Here is a 14,884-nt window from a genome sequence, read left to right as displayed (position 1 = left end):
TCCTCCTCCTCTGTTTAGATTTGAGCCTCGCCCCTTCAGCGAGAGCTGGTGAAGCGGTGAGCCAGCATAGCGATGATGATGATCGCCCCCTGGACCGCGGCCACGAGGTATTCCGACACCATGTCCGAAAGAACCATGACATTGGCGATAACCTCGAGTATGAGAGCGCCGGCAACGGTGCCCCAGATATGGGCCTTGCCGCCGCGCAGAAGCGTGCCGCCGATGACGACGGCGGTGATGACCTGAAGCTCCCAGAGCTGGCCGGTGGTTGGCGTGGCGGCGCCAAGGCGCGGGACGTAGCAGATGGCTGCGACGGCGACGCAGAAGCCCTGTATGACGAAGGCCATGGTCCTGATCCGGCCGACATGCACGCCGGAAAACCGCGCGACGTCTGAATTCGAGCCGACGGCGGTGACGCGGCGGCCGTATTTCGTCCGGTACAGGATGAAAGCGCCGAGCAGGGCGATAACAGCGGTGATCAGGACCGGGTAGGGAATGCCGAGGAAATCACCGAAATAGACGGGCCGGTAGGCATTCCTGAGGCTGCGATCGATGGACAGCGAGCCGCCATCGGTCATGTAGGTGATGAAGGCCCGGAAAATCCCCATCGTGCCAAGCGTGACGATGAAGGGCTCAATGCGCCCCACGGTAATGATCAGACCGTTCAGCAACCCGCAGAGCGAACCCACGACCAGCGCGACCAGCGCGCCCGCCGGGATCGCCCACGGGCCAAGGTAAGGGACGAGCGCATTCATGGCCATGATCATGATGCCGACGACGAAGGCCAGCATCGAGCCAACGGACAGATCCAGCCCGCCGGTCGCGATCACGAAAGTCGCGCCGACGCCGATAATGGCGATGAAGGCGCTGCGCGTGATGACGTTCAGGATGTTGTTCGTCGCCATGAAGTTGGAATTGATCATCGTGCCCAGCATCACGATCAATGCCAGGGCAATGAACGGAGCGAGATCGCTCCAGCGGATCTTGAAGCCTTCTCTTTCCGGAAGCGTTGTTATGTCTGCGCTGCTCATGCGCGTTTCCTCCCCTCGGTATCATGTCTGCTGCTTGCGGCGGCATAGACGACGTTCTGCTCGGTGATGTCCGCGCCCGTCAACTCGGCAACGAAGCGTCCTCCACGCATCACCAGCACGCGGTCGGACAGGCCGACGAGTTCCGGCAGTTCGGACGAGATGACGATGCAGGCCTTGCCCTCCCGGACGAGTTCGTCGATGAAGCGGTAGATCTGGCTCTTGTTGCCGATGTCGATCCCCCGTGTCGGCTCGTCTATGATGACGACCGAGGGGTCGGCGAGCATCACCTTGGCCAGCAGCAGCTTCTGCTGGTTGCCGCCCGAAAGCTGCCCGGCCTCCACCGAAAGCGTGCGAACCCGGATGTCGTAATCCTGAACGGCCGACCGCACGGCGCTTGCCTCCTTCCTGCGGTTGAGACGCAGGCCGGGAAGGATCATGTCGAGCGCCTGCAATGTGAGGTTCGGCCCCAGCCTCTCGTTGAGAAGGAGGCCTTTGCCCTTGCGGTCCTCGGTCAGGTAGACGACGCCCGCGGCCATCATCGAGCCGACATCGGGCTTCGCAATGGGCGTGCCGCTGGCCGAGATCGCGCGCGCCTGCGCCGGTCGAAGCCCCATCAGCCCTTCGATCAGTTCGGTGCGGCCGGCCCCGATCATGCCGCCAATACCGAGCACTTCTCCCGGCCGGACGCTGAAGGAGCCGGAGAACCTGCCATGGTCGACGGAGAGATCCTCGACGCTCAGAATCGGTTCTGCGGTCGCCGGTTCCCGTTTCGGCGGATAAAGCATCGAGAGCTCCCGCCCCACCATCAATTCGGCCATCTGGCGCTGGTCGAGTTCCCGCGCGGGCCAGGTGCCGATCATCTTGCCATCGCGCAGCACGGTGACGCGATCGGCCAGCGCCTCGACCTCTTCCAGCCGGTGGGAGATATAGAGCACCGCCACGCCATGGGCGCGCAGGTTCCGGACGATCTCCAAAAGCGCGTCGACCTCGTCATTGGCCAGCATCGCCGTCGGCTCATCCAGGATCACGACCTTGCGATCGTCGAGCAGGGCGCGGGCGATCTGGACGAGCTGGCGCTGCGCGAGCGACAGATCGCCGACCCGCGTGGTGGGGCGCGCCGTGGAGCCGACGCGCGCCAGCACGTCCGCCGTGCGGCGGTTCATCATGCGGTCATCCACGGCAAACCCGCGGGACAGTTCGCGCCCCAGGAAAAGGTTTTCTGCCACGGTGAGATCGGGCGCGAGCAGGATTTCCTGATGCACCAGGACCACGCCGGCATCCTCGGCCTGAACGGCGTTGGCGAAGGCGACCGGCTTTCCCGCCATCGACATCGCGCCGCCGGTCGGCACGGCGTGACCCGATAGAAGCTTCATCAGGGTCGACTTGCCGGCGCCGTTCTCGCCGATGATCGCGTGAACCTCGCCCGCATTTATATCCAGCGTCACATCGCTCAAGACCGTAATCGGACCATAGGCCTTGGAAAGGTCCTCGGCGCGCAGCACAGGCGTTTCCTGCGCCGGGCCGTCAACGGCGGTATCAGTCACGGCGAAGCTCATTCGAAAGCCGCCGCGAGCCGGTCCCGCGACCGCTCGATGTGATCGTGCATTGCGTGGTAGGCCGCGTCCGCGTCACCGGCGCGGAATGCGGCGAGCAGGCGCTCATGCTCCTCAAGCGCTTCCTGGGTCACGCGGCTGTGGAACATCAGGCGGAAAATGTGCAGGTGGATGTGCCTGTCGGTCAGCGCCTGGCGGGCGAACTCGTTGTCCGCGACCTTCAGGATCTCGTCATGGAAATGCGCATCCGCCCGGGCAAAGCGGGAATAGCGGCTGTTGCGGCTCACGGGCTGCTCACCCTTCTCCATGTCGGCCGCCGCGTTTTCCAGCCGCTCGAGCTTTTCCGGAGTCAGCCTGAGGCAGGCCTGTCGGGCGCTCTCCGGCTCGAGCATCAGCCGGAACCTGTAGAGATCGTCGAACTCTTTCGGGGTCAGCTGGGGCGCGGCGGAGTAGCCGATCAGATGGGCCTTGCGCACCAGTCCCTCGCGCTCCAGTCGCGTAAGGGCGTCGCGCACCGGGGTCTGGGAGACATTCAGCTCCCGCGCCAGCTGGTCGATCGGGATTCGCGCTCCTGGCAGGATCTCCAGCGACATGATGCGTTGGTAAATCTGTTCGTGGACACTTTCGGAAATGCTCAGGGGCCGTGCGAACCCGCCTTTCTGGTCGTGATCCGTCGTTACCGCCATCTGAACCTCCCCGTCCTGCATTCTTGACATGGTTCGTTTTATCCCCGATATGATATCCAATGTCAAATACAATATCATATACGATTTGATCTGGGAGGATGGGCATTTGTTGGTTTCGGCCGATTATCTGCGCGAGATTGCGGAGAAGGCGCTTCTTGCGCAGAAGGTCGAGCCCGCCAATGCCCGGCTCCAGGCAGACCTTCTGATTGAAGCGGAACTGCGCGGCCTGCCGTCTCATGGCCTTCAGAGGTTGCCCCGGCTGGTTGCGCGTCTGCGCGCCGGCCTTGCCGATCCGGCTGCGGCCGGCAAGGCGCGCAGAACCGGTTCCGGCGCTTTCACCATCGATGGAGAGCGCGGGCTCGGCCCGGTGGTCATGATGCGCGCCATGGAGCGGCTTGCGGCGGTGACGCCCGAGCAGGGCATCGCGCTGGCATCGATCCGCAACGCAAATCACATCGGGATGCTGGCCTATTATGTGGAGGCGGCGGCCGAGCGGGGATTGATCGGCATCGTGATGACCACCAGCGAGGCGCTGGTGCATCCCTATTGCGGCACGGAAGCGATGCTGGGAACCAATCCGATCGCCATCGGCATTCCCACCGGCGCCGAGCCCTTTATCCTCGACATAGCGACCAGTCGCGTCTCGATGGGGAAAATCCATCACCACGCCCTGACCGGCGCGCCGATACCGGATGACTGGGTCGTCGATGCGGACGGCCGCCGCACCACCGATCCCGAAGCGGCGCGGACCGGCGCGATCGCGCCCTTCGGCGACGCCAAGGGATACGGCCTCGGTCTCGCCGTGGAACTACTGGTCGCATCGCTGGCGGGGTCGGCCTTCGCGCCCGAGGTGGGCGGCACGCTGGACGCCACCAGACAAGCGAACAAGGGCGACATCATCATTCTGATCGACCCCGCGGCGGGCGAGGGTCATCCCTCCGGGCTGGCCACTTACCTCGATCGCCTGCGGGCCTCCCGGCCGGCCGACCCTTTGATACCGGTGGCTGTTCCAGGCGACGGAATGCGCGCACGGAGGATGAGGGCGCTCGCCGAGGGCATCGACCTGCCCGACCCGTTGCATCAAGAAATCCGGGCCCTCTCGGAAGGCTGAGGAAAAATCAAAGGAGACAGGATGACCCTATTCGGCACGATCAGAGCCCCGAGAGAATTGATCTTCGGCTCGGGCCAGCGAGAAGCACTGGGGGCGGTCGCTGCGAAACTCGGGCAGCGCGCCCTGGTGGTGACAGACGAGCGGCTGGCCGGCGATGGCGATTTCAACCGCATGGTGGCGCAACTGGAGGCGGCGGGCCTCGCCGTAGAGGTCGATGGTTCGGCGCTTCCGGATGTGCCTGTCGAAGCTGCAACCGCCAGCGCCGTCAAGGCCCGGGACTTCGCGCCCGATCTCGTGATCGGCGTGGGCGGAGGGTCCTGCCTCGACATGGCCAAATGCGTGGCCGTGCTGTTGACCCATGGCGGAAGGCCGCAGGACTATTACGGCGAGTTCAAGGTGCCCGGTCCGGTGATGCCGCTGATCGCCATCCCGACCACGGCAGGCACAGGCTCCGAGGCGACGCCGGTCGCGGTGCTCTCGGATTCCGAACGGCAGCTCAAGGTCGGAATTTCCTCGCCCTACATCATTCCAACGGTCTCGATCTGCGATCCGGACCTGACGCTGACCTGCCCGCCCGCGCTGACCGCCATCGCCGGTGCCGACGCCCTGACCCACGCCATCGAGGCCTTCACGGCGCTTCGCCGCGATCCTGTGCCGGGACTGGCGCAGGAACGGGTCTTCGTCGGCAAGAATGCGACCTCCGACCATTTCGCCTTGACGGCCATCGGATTGCTCTGGAACGGCCTCGAGAAGGCTTGCATGGAGGGGGGCAACGTCGAGGCGCGCGCCAATGTGATGCTGGGGGCGACGACGGCCGGGCTCGCCTTCGGCGTTGCCGGAACCGCCGCGGCCCATGCGATCCAGTACCCGGTCGGCGCGCTCACCCACACGGCGCACGGGGCGGGCGTTGCCTGCCTGATGCCGTATGTGATGGCCTGGAACGCCCCCGTGATCGGACCCGAACTCGACCAGATCGCAGGGGTCATCGGTCTCGAAGGCCGGGCGGAGGTCATCCCGGCCATCGCCGCGCTGTTCGATCGTATCGGTATTCCCCGGACGCTCAGCGATCTCGGGCTCGGCGAAGACCGGCTCGACTGGGTGGCCGAGCAATCCTGCGGCATTGCCCGGCTGATCCAGAACAATCCGCGCCCGTTGCCGCTTCCGGACATGCGGCGGCTGGTCGGCGCGGCCTATCACGGCGAGCTGACCGCACTTTCAACGCATTGAGGGAGAAATCCAATGACGCAAAATAACGCCTTTTCCGGCTATGCCGATCCCGCTCTTCACGCCAGGGGCCTGTTCATCGGCGGGAACTGGGCGCCCGGCGCCGGAGCTATTCCGGTGCATGACCCCTCGACGGGAAACAGGATTGCCGATGTCGCCGATGCCGGCGTCGATCACGCCTTGCGAGCCGTGGACGCCGCCGAAGCTGCCGCTGAAAGCTGGCGCAACACGCCGTCCCGCCAGCGTTCGGAAATCCTGCGCCGCTGGTTCGAGCTGATGCGCGCGCACGCCGAGGAACTCGCCCTGCTGATTTCGCTCGAGAATGGCAAGGCGCTCCCGGATGCGCGTGGGGAGGTGGCCTATGCCGCCGAGTTCTTCCGCTGGTATGCCGAAGAGGCGACGCGGGTCGGCGGCGAATTCCGCCACACGCCCTCCGGCGCGCACAATATCCTCGTGGATCACGAGCCGATTGGGATTGCCGTGCTCATCACCCCATGGAATTTCCCGGCCGCGATGGCGACGCGCAAGATCGGCCCGGCGCTGGCCGCCGGATGCACCGTGATCCTGAAGCCCGCCTCCGAAACGCCGCTGACTGCCTACGCCATGGCCCGGCTCGGCGAAGAGGCCGGCGTCCCGCCCGGCGTCGTCAACGTGCTGACGACCTCGAAGCCCGGCCCCGTGACGGCGGCCATGCTCGCCGACAAGCGGGTGCGCAAACTGTCGTTCACCGGATCGACCGGCGTCGGGCGCACGCTTCTGGCCGAGGCGGCGAAGACGGTGGTGAGCTGCTCGATGGAGCTGGGCGGCAATGCCCCGTTCCTGGTGTTTGACGATGCCGATATCGATGCCGCGCTCGACGGCGCGATGGTCGCCAAGATGCGCAATGGCGGCGAGGCCTGCACCGCCGCCAACCGGTTCTACGTGCAATCCGGCATTCACGACGCTTTCGTGGAAGGGTTGACCAGGAGGATGGCGGCGCTGAAACTGGGCCGGGGTTATGATCCGGATGTCCAGTGCGGCCCGATGATCACCACCAAGGCGGTGGAGAAGATCGACCGGCTGGTGTCGGAGGCGAAAGCCCGCGGCGCCAGGGCGACAACCGGAGGCGAGCCTGCAGGCGAAAGCGGATACTATTATCCGCCGACGGTGCTGGTCGACGTGCCGACCGACGCGGCGCTGGCGCAGGAGGAGATTTTCGGTCCCGTCGCCGCCGTTTACCGCTTCGAGACCGAGGAGGAGGCCGTGCGTCTGGCAAACGATACCGAATACGGACTTGCGGCCTATGTCTATTCGGGCGATGTCATGCGGGCGATGCGCGTCGGGCGCGGGATCGATACCGGGATGGTCGGCATCAATCGCGGATTGATGTCAGACCCGGCTGCGCCGTTCGGCGGCACCAAGCAGAGCGGCCTCGGGCGCGAAGGCGGCGTTACCGGCATCCTTGAGTTCATGGAGCCCAAATATTTCGCTGTCGAGTTTTGAGAGGGGAGACAACCATGGCGGAGCGCGACCTCTATCGCAACCGGGATTTCATCCCCGACTTCGACGCGATCATGGCCGAGACGGAGGCGCGCAGCCGCGCCTTCGCCGGCCGGTCGCGCGTCGAGCGGAATGTGCGTTATGGGGAAACGCCCCGGCAGAGCTTCGACCTCGTCTTTCCGCCGGAGCCCGCTCCCGGCGCGCCGCTGCACATGTTCATTCACGGGGGCTACTGGCGCGCGGGCAGCAAGGAGACGCATACGCTCGTCGCAGCACCTGTGGTCGCGGCGGGCGGGATCGCGGCGCTGGTCGGCTACGATCTGATGCCGGAGACCCGGCTGGCCGAAATCGTGGCGCAAGTGCGCACGGCCGCCCGACGCCTCGTGGATCTTGCGCCTGAGATTGGCGCGGACCCGGAGCGCTTCACCGTCAGCGGCCATTCCGCCGGCGCCCATCTGGCATCGCTGCTTGCCTGCAGGGCCCCCGGCGACAACCTGCGGCCGGACGTTCCGAAGCTGCGCGGCATGCTTCTGGTCAGCGGCATATACGATCTTTCCGACATTCCCGGCTCCTTTCTGAAGGACGAGGCTGGAATGCGCGCGGATGAGGCGCAGGCATGGTCGCCGCTCGCCGCCCGGCACATGCCGGGCCCGCTGCGGATCATCACGCGCGGGGAACATGAGACCGCGCCTTTCCAGGACCAGGCGGTTGCCCTTAATGCCCTGCTTACCCGCGATGGGCAGCAGGCGGAGCTCAGGACGGAGCCCGGCGCCAATCACCTTTCGATCGTCTTCGACCTTTCCGACCCGCAGGCAGCGCTCGGCCAAAGGCTTTCTGCCCTGGTGGCGGCATCATGAAGCGTTCCTCCGCGATGACATTGGTCTCGAGGGCGTGAAGACCAGACGCCGTTTCGCGGCGCTCGGATCATGCGGTTGAGGGCACTCACCTCGGCGCCGGGCCCGTCGATTGGCGTTCTATGATCTGGCACGGCACGTGGAGGCGGAGCGGGCAGGCGGGGAAATCCTGATTGGTGATGCGCTGGTGCAGCACGCGCGTCGCCATCCTGCCGATATCGACGCCCGGCACCTTCACCGTCGTCATCTGCGGCGAGATCTGCTGGGCAGCCGAGTAATCGCCGAAGCCGACGACGGAGGCATCGCGCGGTATGCGGTAGCCGCGGGCGAGCAGTTCGGAAATCACCGCCAGCGCAAGCCCGTCATGGGCGCAGAAGAAGGCCGTCGGCCTTTCGATGTCCGTGATCAGCCGCGCAAAGGCCTCGCCGAAATCGCGGCCCTCCTCGAGAATGAGATCGTGGAGGACGACATCCGGCGCGCGCTCGCAGACCTCCCGCAAGCCGTAAAGCCGCTCCATGCGCCCGCGAAAGCGCGGGTCGCCATGGATATAGACGATCGTGCGATGGCCGAGGTCCAGAAGAAAGCGGCCGACCGCGGAGCCGGCCTCATGGTCGGTCGCGCCCACCTGATCGACCGGCTCCAGCGGCTCCAGCCAGCTGTTGCGCACGATCGGAATGCCGGAATTGTGCAGCCGTCTGAGGTTTTCCTCGTCATGCAGGCCGACGATCAGCAGGCCGCTGCACTCCTCCGCCAGCGCATCAAGCTCCATGCCGTTGCGCGTGCTGCGGATGCGCAAGGCATATCCCAGCAACTGGGCCTCGCGCTGGACGCCGTTCTGGATCTGCATATGGAGTTCGGTGTTGGTGATATCGTTGTCATCGAAGACGACGCCGAGCACGCGGCTGGTGGACGCGGTCTTGCGGTAGCCCAGGCGCACGGCCGTCTCGTTCACCTTCAGCCGCGTGGCCTCGCTGACGCCGCTCTTGCCCGAAAGCGCGCGCGACACCGCGAATTTCGAAAGACCGGTCTCATCGGCAATGGTCTGGATCGTTACGCGCGACACGGCGGCTCCTCACATTCATGCGGCATTATGGCCCGAAAGGGCGAGCGATGCCACGGTTCAAAAAAACCTGAACCTAACGCTTTACATAACAAAACTTCTATTTCAAGCTAGTTGTTAGTCGATGAAGGATAACGGAGCATCGACAGTAGGAGGAAAATCCATGAGGAATTTGAGCCGCAGAGCTTTTCTCGCGGCAGGGACGGCGTTTGCCGCTCTGCTGGCGCTGCCCGCCTGGGCCGAAATGGAATACAAGTCGCCCAATCTGGAAGAAGCGGTTCAGGCCGGCGATCTTCCCCCGCTTGCCGAACGTTTGCCGGAAAACCCGCTGGTGATCACGCCCCGCGATCAGCCGGGCACGCAGGGCGGCATATGGAACCATGCGCTGGTCGGCGGCGGGTCGCTGTCCATGCTGGTGCGCTATCAGGGCTATGAGCCGATGGTGCGTTTCACGCCCGACTGGTCCGGCGTCACGCCCAATGTCGCCGAATCCTTCGAGGTCAACGAGGATTCCACCGAATATACCTTCACGCTGCGCAAGGGCATGAAATGGTCGGACGGCGAGCCCTATACCACCGAGGATGTGAAGTTCTGGTATGAGGATGTGTTCCAGAACCCGGAACTGACCATCGGCGATCAGGCCTTCTGGTATTCGACCGACGGCTCGGTTGCCGAACTGGAAGTGGTCGACGACCAGACCTTCAAGGTCAAGTTCGCGCAGCCGAACGGTTTCTTCGCCCAGCAGCTCGCCTGGGCGCAGCAGGACCAGATCACCCGTACGCCCAAGCACTACCTCAAGCAGTTCCACATCAAATACAATCCGGATGCCAACGCACTCGCCAAGGAGCGCGGCTATGAAAGCTGGGTGGCGTTGTTCCAGCGCGAATGCGGCGTGCAGCAGGACAATGACTTCTTCCAGAATTCCAACCGTCCGACGCTGAATGCCTGGAAATTCACGATCGCCCCCGGCGAGGACACCGAACGGGCCGTCGCCGTGCGCAACCCCTATTACTGGAAGGTCGACACCGAAGGCACGCAACTGCCCTATTTCGACCAGATCAATTACCAGATGGTCGGCGACCCGGAAGTGCTTCTCCTGAAAACGCTTCAGGGCGAGATCGACATGATGGACCAGTATATCGCGACGCCCGCCAACAAGCCGGTGCTCTACGATGCGCAGGAGAGCGGCGACTTCCATTTCTACACGCTGAAGGAAACCGCCGCCAATGTGATGGTGTTCCAGCTTAACCTGAACCACACCGATCCGGTCAAGAACGCGCTCTACAACAACCGCGATTTCCGCGTGGCTCTGTCTCACGCCATTGATCGCCAGTCGATGATCGAGGCGGTTTTCGTCGGACAGGGCGCGCCGGCCCAGCCTTCGATCGTGGAAGGCGATCCGCTTTATGTCGAGCGGCTCGCCAAGCAATACACGGAATACGATCCGGAAAGGGCGAATGCGATCCTGGACGAGATCCTGCCCAACAAGGACAGCGAAGGCTTCCGGCTTGATTCCGAAGGCCGGCGCGTGACGATCATCTTCGAGATCGATCAGGTGCGCACCACCTTCCTCGACATGTTCCAGCTTGCCATTCCCAACTTCCGCGATGTCGGTATCGACGCGCAGATCCGCACCATGGACCGCTCGCTCTGGGAAACCCGCGTCCGCCATGGCCGCGAGTTTGACGCCACGGCCCACCAGTTCGGCGCAAACAGCGGCGTCGCGGCGATGCTCGATCCGCGCTACTTCGTGCCGTTCAACACCAATGCGCTCTATGCCCAGGGTTGGGCGCTGCACTTCAACCAGCCGGACAATGATGCCGCCATCGAGCCGCCGGACGATGTGAAGGCGCAGCAGGAACTCTACAAGAAACTGCTGGCCACCGGCGATCAGGACAAGCAGCACGAGATCATGCTGGAACTCCTGAACAACGCCGCCGACCAGTTCCTCGTCTTCGGCGTCAGCCTGCCGCCGGATGGTTACGGCGTGATCAAGAACGACATGGTCAACACCATGCCGGTCATGCCGAACTCGTTCGGCTGGCCGACGCCCGGACCGTCGGCGCCGGAGCAGTTCTTCAAGAACTGATCGGCAGAAACCTCTGTCACCTTCGACCGACCAAGGGCCGGCCCGTTCCTCCGCGGGCCGGCACCAGCCCCGCTTTACCTGGAGCATTCCGGCGAAAACCGGATCACCGGCAATGCTCCATCTTTTTGTTTTTACGCGCGTCCGGACGGAAAACCGGTATCCACTTTTCCTGGACGCGCTCCAGCGGAACCCGACACATGAAGCCCATCGACCCGATCGCAGCCGCCAATCTCAGAACGCCGGACTGGTACAGGACCGCCACCCGCTGGACCCAGCTCACGCTGGTCGAGAACGACCCGGTCAAGTTCGATCCGGACTTCTGGATCGATGTGTTCCAACGCACCCGTTCCAACGCGGTCTGCTTGTCCGCCGGCGGCTATATCGGCTTTTACCCGTCCAGGGTTCCGCTGCATTATGTCAGCAAATATCTCGGCGACACCGATCCGTTCGGCCGCCTCGTCGATGGCGCGCGATCGCTCGGCATGCATGTCATGGCCCGGGTCGATCCGCACGCCATTCATCAGGATGCCGCCGATGCCCATCCCGACTGGATCGCCGTCGACAGGGACGGCAATCCCCGCCGCCACTGGGCTTTCCCCGATGTCTGGGTCACCTGCGCCTATGGCGATTACAACAACAAGTTCATGCCGCAGGTCGTGAAGGAAATCACCCGCGACTACGATATCGACGCGATCTTCGCCAATCGCTGGCAGGGTCATGGCGTGTGCTATTGCGAGAGCTGCAAGACCCGCTTCAAGGGCGCCACCGGCTTCGACCTGCCGATGACCAGCGACGTCAACGATCCGGCGTGGCGGGCATGGTCGGGCTGGCGCCGCGACGTGCTGACCCGCATGGTCATCGCCTGGGACAATGACGTCAAGGCGATCCGCCCGCATGCCAGCTTCATCCCCAATATGGGCGGTGAATCGCTGATGGAATTCGACATCGGCCTGATCGAGAAGCACTGCCCCTTCCTGGTCGTCGACCATCAGGGCCGGCGCGGGCTGGAGCCGATCTGGCTGGCCGGTCGCAACGCCAAGCGCATGCGCGCCACCTTCCGCGACCGCCCCGTGGTGCTGATCACCTCGATCGGGCCGGAGGAGGAATATCGCTGGAAGGATTCCGTCACCACCGGGGCGGAAATCGAAAGCTGGATCGCGAATGGCGTCACCCACGGCATGCTGCCCTGGTTCACGAAATTCAACGGCGTGGTGCCGGACGAGCGCTGGGTCGCCCCGGTCGCCGCCGGTTTCGAAAAGCACGAAAAGCTCCAGTCGATGCTCGGGGCAACCACGCCGACCGCCGAAATCGCGCTCATCGACCCGACAACGACGCTGAAGAACTGGGCGCGCGACGAGCGCCGTCAGGCCGAGGGCGATGACCTCGGCTTTTACCACGCGCTGATCGAGGCGAAGCTGCCCTTTGAATTCCTCTCCGACGAGGCGATGACGGCGGAAAGCCTGGATCGTTTCAAGCTGGTCATTCTCGCCAATGCCTCCAACCTGTCCGATGCTCAATGCGCGCTTCTGCGCGACTATGCCGCGCGCGGCGGCAGCCTGATCGCCGCCCATGAAACGGCGATGCGCGATGAAAGCGGCAATGCGCGTAATGCATTCGCGCTTGGCGATGTTTTTGGCGTGAAGCGGACAGCGCTTGCGCGCGAGCCGGTCAAGAACAGCTACATCGTCCTTTCCGGCGACCATCCGGTCAATCAGGGCTATGAGGGCGCGGGGCGGATCATCGGCGGTACAAAGCTTGCAGAGGTCGAAACCGTTGAAGGCGCCCAGACGCCGTTTGTCAGCATTCCGGACTTCCCTGACCTGCCGATGGAGGAAGTCTATCCGCGAGAGGAGCCGCGCGGCGCCGCGGTCGTCACCCGCGAAACCGATGCTGGCGGCCGGACGGTCTATGTCCCGTGGAATATCGGCGGCATCTTCTGGCAGGTGCTCGCCGCCGACCACCAGCGGCTGATCGAAAATGCCGTGCGCTGGGCGATGGGCGGCACGCCGCGCGTCAGCGTCTCCGGGCACTCGGTGCTGGATATCGCGGTGCGCGAGAGCGGCGACACGCTCGCCGTTCTGCTTTTCAACCTCACCAATCCGATGATGTTCAAGGGGCCGACACGGTCGATCTACCCCGTTGGCCCGCACACGGTCTCGATCGCGATCCCCGAGGGCCGGTCCGTCAGGGACGCGCAACTGCTGATCGCCGGCAAGACGGCCGAATACCGGACAACGGGCGACACGGTGGAGGTCGATGTTCCCGAAATCGAACTCTTGGAAACGGTCGAGGTCCGCTGGTCATGATAGTGTCTGAAACCGTAAGGACGGGAGGACCCTGATGCTGCGCTATATCATCATGCGGATCATATACATGATCCCGACCCTGTTCGGCATTTCCATCATCGCCTTCGTCATCATCCAGTTGCCCCCGGGCGACTATGTCACCTCGCTGATCGCCTCGATGAGTGACAGCGGCCAGGCCTTCGATCCGACGGAAATCGCGCGCTTAAGGGAAATCTACGGCTTCGACGACCCGATCTACGTCCAGTACTACAAATGGATTTCCGGCATTCTGCTGCATGGCGATTTCGGCCAGTCCTTCGAGTGGAAACGGCCGGTCAGCGAGCTGATCTGGGAGCGCATGGGCGCGACGCTGGCCGTCTCGGTCGCCTCGCTACTGTTCGTCTGGGCGGTATCGCTGCCGATCGGCATCTATTCGGCGGTCAAGCGCCATTCGCTCGGCGACCACGTCTTCACCTTCTTTGGCTTCCTCGGCCTTGCCATCCCGAACTTCATCCTGGCGCTGACGCTGATGTATTTCTCCTACAAGGTGATGGGCCAGAGCGTCGGCGGTCTGTTTTCGCCGGAATATGCCCATGCGGAATGGTCTTGGGGCAAGCTTGTCGACCTTCTGGCGCATCTGTGGATCCCGGTCGTGGTGATCGGCACGGCGGGCACCGCCTCGTTGATCCGGATACTACGCGCCAACCTGACGGACGAGCTCAACAAGCCGTATTACGTCACCGCCCGCGCCAAGGGCCTGCATCCAACCAAGGCGCTGCTCAAATATCCGGTGCGGATCGCGCTCAACCCCTTCGTCTCGGCGATCGGCTGGGTGCTGCCCAACCTGATCTCGGGCGTCACCATCACCGCGATCGTGCTCAACCTGCCGACCGCCGGGCCGCTGCTTTTGCGCGCGCTGATCTCGCAGGACATGTATCTCGCCGGTTCCTTCATTCTCCTGATGGGCGTTCTCACGCTGATCGGCATGCTGGTTTCCGACATCCTGCTCGCCATGCTCGATCCCCGGATAAGGTTTGACCAATGAGCGACAACATTTTCCAGGAAACCGCGCTGCATGAGCCGACGCACCACCATGGGCTCGATCGTCCCGCGATCACCCCGCTGAAAAAGGGCGTCACCAGCGAGACCGACGCAGCGGCCGGCCAGTGGACGCTGATCTGGCACAAATTCGCCAAGGACAGGCTTGCGATCGTCGCCGGGATCGTCATTCTGAGCCTTTACCTGATCGGCATCTTCGCCGAGTTCCTCGCGCCAAACCTGGCGCAGGCGGCCCGGCCGCAATATTCCTACGCCCCGCCGCAGACGATCTCCTTTTTCGTCGAGGACGAGAACGGTGAGAGGAAATTCCTGCCGCATGTGAAGGGCTACAGCGTGACCGTGGACCAGGCGTCGTTGCGTCGCTCCTTCGTCGTCGATGACAGCAAGGTGGTGCCGATCGGCTTTTTCGTGCGCGGGCCGGAATACAAGATGTGGGGGCTTTTCCCCTCCGAT

Annotated in this window: 11 protein-coding genes and 1 pseudogene; 8 read left to right on the top strand and 4 right to left on the bottom strand. The window is 63.9% G+C overall.

Going from position 1 to position 14,884, the window contains the following annotated elements; translation table 11 throughout:
- Positions 1 to 35: 35 nt before the first annotated feature.
- Genes B4E36_RS23255 through B4E36_RS23245 form a run of 3 tightly spaced genes read right to left on the bottom strand, consistent with a single transcriptional unit; the run spans position 36 to position 3,270 of the window.
- Entirely contained in the window at positions 36 to 1,031 is a 996-nt protein-coding gene (locus B4E36_RS23255) for an ABC transporter permease (protein WP_292058710.1), read from the bottom strand.
- Positions 1,028 to 2,587 (bottom strand): sugar ABC transporter ATP-binding protein, encoded by a 1,560-nt coding sequence (locus B4E36_RS23250; protein WP_292058708.1) that lies wholly within the window; start codon positions 2,585 to 2,587, stop codon positions 1,028 to 1,030. Before B4E36_RS23250 ends, B4E36_RS23255 begins: the two co-directional genes overlap by 4 nt.
- Positions 2,584 to 3,270 (bottom strand): GntR family transcriptional regulator, encoded by a 687-nt coding sequence (locus tag B4E36_RS23245; RefSeq protein WP_292058707.1) that lies wholly within the window; start codon positions 3,268 to 3,270, stop codon positions 2,584 to 2,586. The genes B4E36_RS23250 and B4E36_RS23245 overlap by 4 nt, the downstream gene beginning before the upstream one ends.
- A gap of 106 nt (positions 3,271 to 3,376) precedes the next feature.
- Between B4E36_RS23245 and B4E36_RS23240 the strand changes: the two genes are divergently transcribed.
- Genes B4E36_RS23240 through B4E36_RS23225 form a run of 4 tightly spaced genes read left to right on the top strand, consistent with a single transcriptional unit; the run spans position 3,377 to position 7,941 of the window.
- Positions 3,377 to 4,381: an Ldh family oxidoreductase gene (locus B4E36_RS23240; protein WP_414673823.1), complete on the top strand. Its 1,005-nt coding sequence runs from the start codon at positions 3,377 to 3,379 to the stop codon at positions 4,379 to 4,381.
- Between the two features lie 21 nt (positions 4,382 to 4,402).
- A complete protein-coding gene (locus tag B4E36_RS23235; RefSeq protein WP_345900869.1) occupies positions 4,403 to 5,608 on the top strand; it encodes an iron-containing alcohol dehydrogenase in 1,206 nt (401 codons plus the stop codon).
- Positions 5,609 to 5,620: 12 nt separating this feature from the next.
- Positions 5,621 to 7,087 carry an NAD-dependent succinate-semialdehyde dehydrogenase gene (locus B4E36_RS23230; protein ID WP_345900868.1) on the top strand — a complete coding sequence of 489 codons (1,467 nt, stop codon included), beginning with the start codon at positions 5,621 to 5,623 and terminating at the stop codon, positions 7,085 to 7,087.
- A gap of 14 nt (positions 7,088 to 7,101) precedes the next feature.
- Positions 7,102 to 7,941, top strand: a complete 840-nt coding sequence (locus B4E36_RS23225) for an alpha/beta hydrolase (RefSeq protein WP_345900867.1) — start codon at positions 7,102 to 7,104, stop codon at positions 7,939 to 7,941.
- Positions 7,942 to 8,026: 85 nt separating this feature from the next.
- Here the strand turns inward: B4E36_RS23225 and B4E36_RS23220 are convergent, their stop codons facing one another.
- Positions 8,027 to 9,001: a LacI family DNA-binding transcriptional regulator gene (locus B4E36_RS23220; RefSeq protein ID WP_292058702.1), complete on the bottom strand. Its 975-nt coding sequence runs from the start codon at positions 8,999 to 9,001 to the stop codon at positions 8,027 to 8,029.
- Between the two features lie 160 nt (positions 9,002 to 9,161).
- Between B4E36_RS23220 and B4E36_RS23215 the strand changes: the two genes are divergently transcribed.
- The 4 genes and pseudogenes from B4E36_RS23215 to B4E36_RS23200 all read left to right on the top strand — a co-directional run.
- On the top strand, positions 9,162 to 11,087 hold the full coding sequence (locus tag B4E36_RS23215) for an ABC transporter substrate-binding protein (protein ID WP_292058701.1): 1,926 nt from the start codon (positions 9,162 to 9,164) through the stop codon (positions 11,085 to 11,087).
- A gap of 197 nt (positions 11,088 to 11,284) precedes the next feature.
- Positions 11,285 to 13,393: a family 10 glycosylhydrolase gene (locus B4E36_RS23210; protein WP_292058700.1), complete on the top strand. Its 2,109-nt coding sequence runs from the start codon at positions 11,285 to 11,287 to the stop codon at positions 13,391 to 13,393.
- Between the two features lie 34 nt (positions 13,394 to 13,427).
- Positions 13,428 to 14,417 (top strand): ABC transporter permease, encoded by a 990-nt coding sequence (locus B4E36_RS23205; protein ID WP_292058699.1) that lies wholly within the window; start codon positions 13,428 to 13,430, stop codon positions 14,415 to 14,417.
- Positions 14,414 to 14,884: pseudogene (locus tag B4E36_RS23200) on the top strand (ABC transporter permease); the annotation flags it as partial. The gene B4E36_RS23205 and the pseudogene B4E36_RS23200, both read left to right, overlap by 4 nt.

The sequence above is a fragment of the Martelella sp. UBA3392 genome (assembly GCF_002358775.1).
Taxonomy (GTDB): domain Bacteria; phylum Pseudomonadota; class Alphaproteobacteria; order Rhizobiales; family Rhizobiaceae; genus Martelella; species Martelella mediterranea.
The sequence above is the reverse complement of the archived record's forward strand: the minus strand, read 5'-3'. Positions and strand labels throughout refer to the sequence as shown.